General features: G+C 67.8%; 6 protein-coding genes and 1 pseudogene. 6 read left to right on the top strand and 1 reads right to left on the bottom strand.

The genetic code is table 11. The features are described from left to right. From DSP71_RS22085 to DSP71_RS08310, 6 genes and pseudogenes are all read left to right on the top strand, one after another. Positions 1-538, top strand: a pseudogene (locus tag DSP71_RS22085) (hypothetical protein); the annotation flags it as partial. Positions 539-617: 79 nt separating this feature from the next. Then, entirely contained in the window at positions 618-1,454 is an 837-nt protein-coding gene (locus DSP71_RS08330) for a DUF5819 family protein (RefSeq protein WP_061018464.1), read from the top strand. After that, on the top strand, positions 1,451-2,686 hold the full coding sequence (locus tag DSP71_RS08325; RefSeq protein ID WP_113680841.1) for an HTTM domain-containing protein: 1,236 nt from the start codon (positions 1,451-1,453) through the stop codon (positions 2,684-2,686). The genes DSP71_RS08330 and DSP71_RS08325 overlap by 4 nt, the downstream gene beginning before the upstream one ends. A gap of 120 nt (positions 2,687-2,806) precedes the next feature. Then, positions 2,807-4,873 carry an acyl-CoA dehydrogenase gene (locus DSP71_RS08320; RefSeq protein WP_058631584.1) on the top strand — a complete coding sequence of 689 codons (2,067 nt, stop codon included), beginning with the start codon at positions 2,807-2,809 and terminating at the stop codon, positions 4,871-4,873. Positions 4,874-4,981: 108 nt separating this feature from the next. Further along, positions 4,982-6,025 (top strand): NAD(P)-dependent alcohol dehydrogenase, encoded by a 1,044-nt coding sequence (locus DSP71_RS08315; RefSeq protein WP_113680840.1) that lies wholly within the window; start codon positions 4,982-4,984, stop codon positions 6,023-6,025. 68 nt (positions 6,026-6,093) lie between these two features. After that, a complete protein-coding gene (locus tag DSP71_RS08310) occupies positions 6,094-6,663 on the top strand; it encodes a DNA-3-methyladenine glycosylase I (RefSeq protein ID WP_046746634.1) in 570 nt (189 codons plus the stop codon). An 18-nt stretch (positions 6,664-6,681) separates the two neighbouring features. Here the strand turns inward: DSP71_RS08310 and DSP71_RS08305 are convergent, their stop codons facing one another. Next, complete coding sequence (locus DSP71_RS08305; RefSeq protein ID WP_113680839.1) at positions 6,682-7,428, bottom strand: GntR family transcriptional regulator; 747 nt, start codon at positions 7,426-7,428, stop codon at positions 6,682-6,684. Positions 7,429-7,667: the final 239 nt, after the last annotated feature.

Below are 7,667 nucleotides of genomic sequence, written 5' to 3'. Positions count from 1 at the left end.
CGCCTCTGCGGCCGCAGCGGCCAACGCGTCCTCGTCGGCGACGGCATCGGCATCGGCTGCGGCCGACGCCTCGGCCGAAGCCACCGCGGAGGCATCCGCATCCGCCACCGCGAGCGCTTCGGCGGACGCGGCAGCCGACCCGACCGGGAACATCGCGATCGTCCTCCGGTCGCCGGTCCTGGAACGCGGACAGCAGCAGACCGCCGTCGGCACCGGCTTCAAGCCCGGAGAGAAGGTCACCGGCGTGATGGCCTCCGATCCGGTCGCGCTGGGCAGCCAGGTCGCGAACGCGCAGGGCACGGTCACCTTCACCTGGACCGTGCCGACCGCCACCGACCTCGGATCGCACACCGTGACACTGACCGGGGCGACCTCGGGCAGCGTATCGGCCTCGTTCCAGGTGGTCGCCTCGGGCCTGGCCACGACCGGTGGACAGGTGCAGGGCGGCTGGATCGCCCTGGCCGCACTGCTCCTCGTCCTCGGCCTGGGGGCGATGAGACTCGCGACATCCCGACGGCGACTGATCCGTACGGAGTGATCGCGATGCAGGAACGCTGAGTGGTCGGGACCGTTTCCCCACGGCGGTCCCGACCCCTCGACGGTATGGAGGGAAGTGAATGAGCACCAGACTCGAGTCCGCACCGCACTCCGACGCGGCAGGTTCCGACGTGGTCGAGCCGGAACCCTCGGCAGCCGTGCGGCCACGGCCGACGTGGTGGGTGAAGCTCATCGCCTTCGCGGCCTGCCTCCTGACGCTGTGGCACATCGGCGCCTCGTTCCTGTGGATAGCGCCATACTCCGCACTGCGGGAGATCCCCACCCAGCAGGTCCTCGCCGGGTACATGCTGCCGATGTTCGGTCAGTCCTGGAGCGTGTTCGCACCGGAGCCCATCAACGGCGACTACCACTTCAACGTCCGCGCCCTCATCGAGAAGAACGGCGAACAGGTCGAGACCGGGTGGGTCAGCGCCACCGACGTGGAGCTCTCGATGATCCGGTACAACCTCTTCCCTCCTCGGGCCGGCATCCAGTCGAGTGAGGTGGCGAGCGGACAGATGAACGCCTACAACAAGCTGAACGCCGACCAGCAGGCCGTCATCGGCCTGGACTTCATGAAGGACGACTGGGAGGAGTGGATGGTGCGCTCCTTCGACGAACTGCAGGGTGAAGACAATCCATCGACCGAGGCCTACATGGCCGAGGAGCACCTCTCGACCGCGTACGCGACCCAGGTGGCCTACGCGATCTGGGGAGCGGATGCGGTGGTCGCGGTGCAGTACCGCGTGAGCCGCCAGAACGTGGTCCCCTACAAGGATCGCAACGACCCCGGCGCGCAGCGCCCCGACCCGACGTTCTCGACGACCGGATGGCGTCTGCCCATAGAAGAGGAAGGGCAGAGTCGCGAGAACTTCGCGAACACCTTCCGCGGCCAGTTCGAGAGGATCCAGCCGTGAGCGCGCCGGTCAAGACCGCGGACCGCCGGAAGGACGCGAAGAAGAAGGACTCCGCGCCACGGAGCACCATCACCGCTCCGGCCCCGGCGTCCGCGCCACCCACCCCTCCTCGCGAACCCGCCCCGGCACCGGCTCCGGCGAGCACCGTGCCGCCGCGGTCGTTCGTCACACGGCTGCTGACCTTCGTGTCGTCGATGATCGGTGGTCTCTGGTCGATGGTGCTGTCGGCGATCGACCGCATCTCGGCGTTCGTCGGCGACTGGCTCTTCCACGGGAAGAAGGCGCTCTACGGGCTCGCGGTCACGCGCATCCTCTTCGGACTCACCGCGATCGGCCTGCTGATCTCGAACTTCAGCACCCGGCTCTACACGTTCGGATCGGGGTCGGCCTGGAACGGCGAGCTCGCGGAGCCGGTGAGCGAGTTCCCCAGGATCTGGGTGTTCAGTGCGTTCCATGCCGCGATGGGGAACGATGCGCTCTACACGGCGCTCTACCTTCTGCTCGGAGTGCTCGCCGTGCTGTTCGTGCTCGGGTGGCGCTTCCGGATCGTGCTGCCGATCTTCTTCTGCCTCTGGGTGGGGTTCATCGAGGCGAACGACATGGTGGGCGATCAGGGCGACAACATGTTCCGCATCGCCCTGCTGCTGCTGTTCTTCGCCGACCCGGCGGCGCGCTGGTCGCTGGATGCCCGGCGTCGGGCGAAGTCGGGGGAGTGGTTCGCCCCGAACAGCCAGCCGGCGCTGCTGGGAACCATGTTCCACAACCTGGCGCTCGTGGCTCTCACGGCACAGGTCTGCTTCGTCTACGCCTCCGGCGCTCTCTACAAGGCGGGCGGCGCGCCGTGGGAAGAGGGGTATGCGGTCTACAACCCGCTGCAGACCGCCCGGTTCGGCACCTGGCCGGTGCTGAGCGACCTCGTCACGACATGGGGACCGATGGTCACCGTCGCCAGCTGGGGTTCGATCATCCTGCAGGTGGCGTTCCCGCTCATGCTGCTCACCCGTCCCACGCGGTTGATCGGACTGCTGGGCATCCTGTCGTTCCACATCGGCATCGCCGTGCTCATGGGGCTGCCGTGGTTCTCGCTGACGATGATCGCGATCGATGCGATCTTCATCCGCGATCGCACGTGGGCGCGTCTGAGCGCGGGGACGAAGCGGCGTTGGCGGGAGGCAGGAGCGCCACCGCCTACCGTGCCGGAAGATGCGCTGCCGGCCCGGACTGTGGTCTGACGACAAGCCGACGGGGAGATGCCCCCGCAGCGCATTGGAGGAAGTGGACAGGGCAGTAGGACTCCCGTTGTGGCAGACCTACCATGGCAGTATTCCCACTTCCCTCTGAGAGGAACGCTCATGGTCGACGCCGCCGTCCGTCCGAAGACGACCCGCACCTCCCCCGACAACGCTGACGCCACCCCGCGTCTCGATGTCGCCCGCGTGAACGACGCCCTGATGGGCACGTGGGGTGACGTGCGTCGTCAGGCCCGCGAGATGATCAAGGACTCGGCGTTCTGGCGCAAGGACGAGCTCGGCAAGGACGAGCACCGCGAGCGCGTGCTCAGCCAGCTGCACCTGCTGGTGGAGAACAAGGCCGTGCATCGCGCGTTCCCGAAGTCGCTCGGCGGCGAGGAGAACAACGGCGCGAACATCGCGGGCTTCGAGGAGCTCGTGGTGGCCGACCCCAGCCTGCAGATCAAGTCGGGTGTGCAGTGGGGTCTCTTCGGATCGGCGATCCTGCAGCTGGGTACGGAGGAGCACCACGCGAAGTGGCTCCCCGGAGTGATGGACCTCTCGATCCCTGGTGCCTTCGCGATGACCGAGATCGGCCACGGCTCCGACGTCGCTGCGGTCGGCACCACGGCCACGTACGACCCGGAGACGGAGGAGTTCGTCATCAACACCCCGTTCCGCGGGGCGACGAAGGAGTACCTCGGAAACGCCGCACTGCACGGCGTAGCGGCGACCGTCTTCGCGCAGCTGATCACGAACGGCGTGAACCACGGCGTGCACTGCTTCTATGTGCCGCTGCGCGGTGAGGACGGGGTGGACCTCCCCGGCATCGGCCGCGAGGACGACGGTCTCAAGGGCGGACTCAACGGCATCGACAACGGGCGCCTCTCGTTCGACCACGTGCGGATCCCGCGGACCAACCTGCTCAACCGCTACGGCGACGTCGCGGCCGACGGCACCTACTCCAGTGCGATCGACAGCCCTGGCCGCCGCTTCTTCACGATGCTCGGCACCCTCGTGCAGGGGCGGGTGTCCCTCGACGGCGCGGCCTCCTGGGCCTCCGCCCTCGGTCTGCACATCGCGATCACCTACGCCACCCAGCGCCGTCAGTTCGACGGTGCTGATGGGCAGGAGGTGGTGCTGATGGACTACGGCAAGCACCAGCGCCGTCTGCTGCCGCGCCTGGCGACCACCTACGCGCAGATCTTCGCGCACGACGAGTTCCTGCAGAAGTTCGACGGTGTCTTCTCCGGCCGGACCGACACCCCGGCGGACCGGGAAGACCTGGAGACCTTGGCCGCCGCCCTCAAGCCGCTGTCGACGTGGCATGCGCTCGACACCCTCCAGGAGGCCCGAGAGGCCACCGGCGGTGCCGGCTTCATGTTCGAGAACCGTCTGGTCGGGCTTCGTGCCGACCTCGACATCTACGTCACCTTCGAGGGCGACAACAACGTGCTGCTGCAGCTGGTGGGCAAGCGTCTGCTGACCGACTACGCGAAGCAGTTCCAGGGCAAGGATGCGGCGGCCCTCGCCAAGTTCGCCGTGGGCATGACCGCGGGCAAGCTGTTCCACGGTGCGGGCCTGCGTCAGCTCGGTCAGGCCGTCTCCGACTTCGGTCAGGTGAGCCGATCGGTCGAGCGGGGCCTGCGCGAGGAGCAGCAGCACGATCTGCTCGCCGGACGTGTGCAGCAGATGGTGGCCGACATCGCCTCGCGCCTCCGCCCCGGTGCGAAGGACAAGGCCCTCGGCGCTCGCCTGTTCAACGAGAACCAGGCCGAGCTCATCGAGGCCGCCCGTGCGCACGGAGAGCTGCTGCAGTGGGAGGCGTTCACCGACGCCGTGCACCAGATCGACGACGAGGACACCAAGAAGGTGCTCACCTGGCTGCGCGACCTGTTCGGCCTGCAGCTCATCGAGAAGCACCTCGCCTGGCATCTGATCCACGGACGTCTGTCGATGCAGCGCGGCGCGGCGGTGTCGAGCTACATCGACCGCCTGTGCGCCCGTCTGCGCCCGTACTCCCTCGACCTCGTGAACGCGTTCGGCTACGAGCCCGAGCACGTGCGCGCTCCCATCGCGAGCGGCCTGGAGAAGCAGCGGCAGGACGAGGCCCGTGCGTACTACGCCGACCTCGAGGCGAGCGGACAGGCCCCCATCCAGGAGAAGGCGCTCAAGAAGAAGCAGCGCTGACCCGCCCGCGGTTCGCTCTCCTCTCGACGACCGTCGACTCGCGCGGCACGGCTGATTCACCTCCCGCGCTGGGTAGTCTCGGCAGGTACCCGATCCGAGGAGTCCGAGATGCCTGCCGTGAACGCCTATGCCGCACCCCGTGAAGCAGCCCCGCTGGAGAAGACCGTCATCCAGCGACGCGAACTCGGCCCGCTCGACGTGCTGATCGACATCGCCTTCGCCGGGATCTGCCACTCGGACATCCACACCGTCCGCGGCGATTGGGGTCCGCAGCAGTATCCGCTCGCTCCCGGGCACGAGATCACCGGCACGGTCGCTGCGGTAGGCGAGGCCGTCACCCGGTATGCGGTCGGCGATCGTGTCGGCGTCGGATGCCTGGTGAACTCCTGCGGGGAGTGCCGCAACTGTCTGCGCGGCGAAGAGCAGTTCTGCACCCAGGGGGCCGTGCTCACCTACGGCGGCATCGATCGCGACGGCACCGTCACCCAGGGCGGCTACTCGGAGCAGGTGGTCGTGACCGAGGCCTTCGTGCTGCGCATCCCCGACGCTCTGCCGCTGGACGTCGCCGCACCGCTGCTGTGCGCGGGCATCACGACCTATTCGCCGCTGCGGCACTGGAACGTCGGGCCCGGCACACGCGTCGCGGTCGTCGGGCTCGGCGGCCTCGGGCACATGGGAGTGCAGATCGCCCATGCTCTCGGCGCGGAGGTGACCGTGCTCTCGCAGACCCTGAGCAAGAAGGACGACGGTCTGCGGCTCGGCGCCGACCACTATCGCGCCACCAGCGACCGGGAGACCTTCCGCGAGCTGCGCTCATCGTTCGATGTGATCCTCAACACCGTGAGCGCCGTGATCGATCTGCGCTCCTACCTGAGCCTGCTCGACGTCGGCGGAGCCATGGTGTGCGTCGGCGCTCCCGGCGAACCCCTGGAGGTGGGCGTGATGTCGCTGATCGGTGGTCGGCGCTCGCTTGCCGGCAGCAACATCGGCGGCATCGGCGAGACGCAGGAGATGCTCGACTTCTGTGCCGAGCACGGCATCGCGGCAGAGATCGAGGTCATCCCCGCCTCCGACATCAACACCGCCTACGAGCGCGTGCTGGCCTCCGACGTGCGGTACCGGTTCGTGATCGACGCCGCCACCTTCGCCTGAGCGTTCGCCGATTGCAGCCGCGAGGCGCGAAGGCATCCGGTGTCGGTCGCCGCGGATAGCCTGAGCGCATGACCTCTCTTCTCACGGGCCCCGACGCCCGCGACCGCTGCGCCTGGGTGGGCGACGACGACGAGTACCGCCGCTACCACGACGAGGAGTGGGGCACGCCGTTGCACGGCGACCGCGCGCTGTTCGAGAAGATGGCGCTGGAGGGGTTCCAGGCCGGGCTCTCCTGGATCACGATCCTGCGCAAGCGTCCGCGGTTCCGGGAGGTGTTCGAGGGGTTCGTGCCCGAGATCGTCTCGGAGTTCGACGAGTCCGATGTCGAACGTCTGATGGGGGATGCCGGCATCATCCGCAACCGCGCGAAGATCGAGGCCACGATCGGCAACGCCCGCATCGTCCGTGGCATGGCCGATGGCGAGTTCGACGAGCTGATGTGGTCGTTCGCTCCTGCGGTCTCCGGTGAGCGCCCGGCATCGTTCGCCGACGTCCCGGCCGTCACACCGGAATCGACCGCTCTGAGCAAAGAACTGCGCCGTCGCGGGTTCCGTTTCGTCGGGCCGACCACCATGTACGCCCTGATGCAGTCGGGTGGGATGGTCGACGACCACATCGCGGGGTGCTGGAGAGCGTGATGTCGGCTCCGTCGGCGCTCAGCGCTCGCCGGTCTCCCGGGTGAGCGCTGAGCGCGCGTCGGAGGTGTTCTCGACGGCGAAGGTGGCCATCGTCGGCAGGTAGCGGTCGTCCGCCACCTCGACGAGGGAACCGTCGGCCGCCCATCCCGTTCGTCGTACGCGCAGCAGCGGTGTGGACACGGACACCGCCAGTGCCGCCGCATCGATCTCGTCCGCCGGTACCGCGTCGAAGACATGACGTGCGCGAACGGGCGCCAGGCCATGCTCCTGCATCGCCTGGTAGATGCTCCCCGCATCGAGGTCGGCGGCGAGCAGCAGCCTGCCGACGGGGAGCGGGAACGCCGAGCGTTCGAGCATCGCCGGTTCGTCGTCGAGCAGTCGCAGCCGTACGATCTCCACGATCGCGGCGCCCGTCTCGATTCCGAGGTCATCGGCGATCGCTTCCGAGGCGGGTCGGCGTGCGGCCTCGAGCACGCGTTGGCCGGGGCGTCGTCCGATCGAACGTGCCCAGTCGGTGAACGAGACGAAGGTCTGGAACGACTGCGTCGGCACGATTCGCCGCACCCGAGGCGGTGCGCCTCTCCCGCCGTCGACAGCACCTTCGGCTCGCAGCGTCGCGAGAGCCTGCCTGATCGGTCCGCGAGAGGTCCCGAACTCGGCGATCAGGGAGTGCTCACTCGGCACACGTTCGCCCTCCGGCCATTCGCCGCTTCTGATGCGATCGAGCATCCGCTCGTAGAGCTGCTCGTGCAGAGGTCTGGGCATTCTCGTTCGTGCTCCTGTTGTCGTGACTTCTCATCCCCGCGGCGACCGCGATATGTTCACTCTGACGCACATCGGTGAACAATCGGGGAATTTCCGTGGAAAAAGTTGTCATGACTACTTTTGCTCCTCATGCTCGGAAGAGACGGAATCCCCCTGCCTCGGCCGACATGAGCGGTCGACCAACCCCTAGGAAGAGACATGAGAACCAGACACGGAATCGGCGCCATCGCCGTGACGTG

It is taken from the genome of Microbacterium sp. H6 (genome assembly GCF_003314775.1).
GTDB classification, from domain to species: domain Bacteria; phylum Actinomycetota; class Actinomycetes; order Actinomycetales; family Microbacteriaceae; genus Microbacterium; species Microbacterium oxydans.
Note: the sequence above shows the minus strand (reverse complement) of the source record. Positions and strands in the feature narration are given on the sequence as shown.

Excerpts from the sequence above, each read along its gene's own strand:
- DSP71_RS08330 (WP_061018464.1), top strand. The coding sequence starts at position 618 with ATGAGCACCAGACTCGAGTCCGCACCGCACTCCGACGCGGCAGGTTCC.
- DSP71_RS08320 (WP_058631584.1), top strand. The coding sequence starts at position 2,807 with ATGGTCGACGCCGCCGTCCGTCCGAAGACGACCCGCACCTCCCCCGAC.
- DSP71_RS08315 (WP_113680840.1), top strand. The coding sequence starts at position 4,982 with ATGCCTGCCGTGAACGCCTATGCCGCACCCCGTGAAGCAGCCCCGCTG.
- DSP71_RS08310 (WP_046746634.1), top strand. The coding sequence starts at position 6,094 with ATGACCTCTCTTCTCACGGGCCCCGACGCCCGCGACCGCTGCGCCTGG.
- DSP71_RS08305 (WP_113680839.1), bottom strand. The coding sequence starts at position 7,428 with ATGCCCAGACCTCTGCACGAGCAGCTCTACGAGCGGATGCTCGATCGC.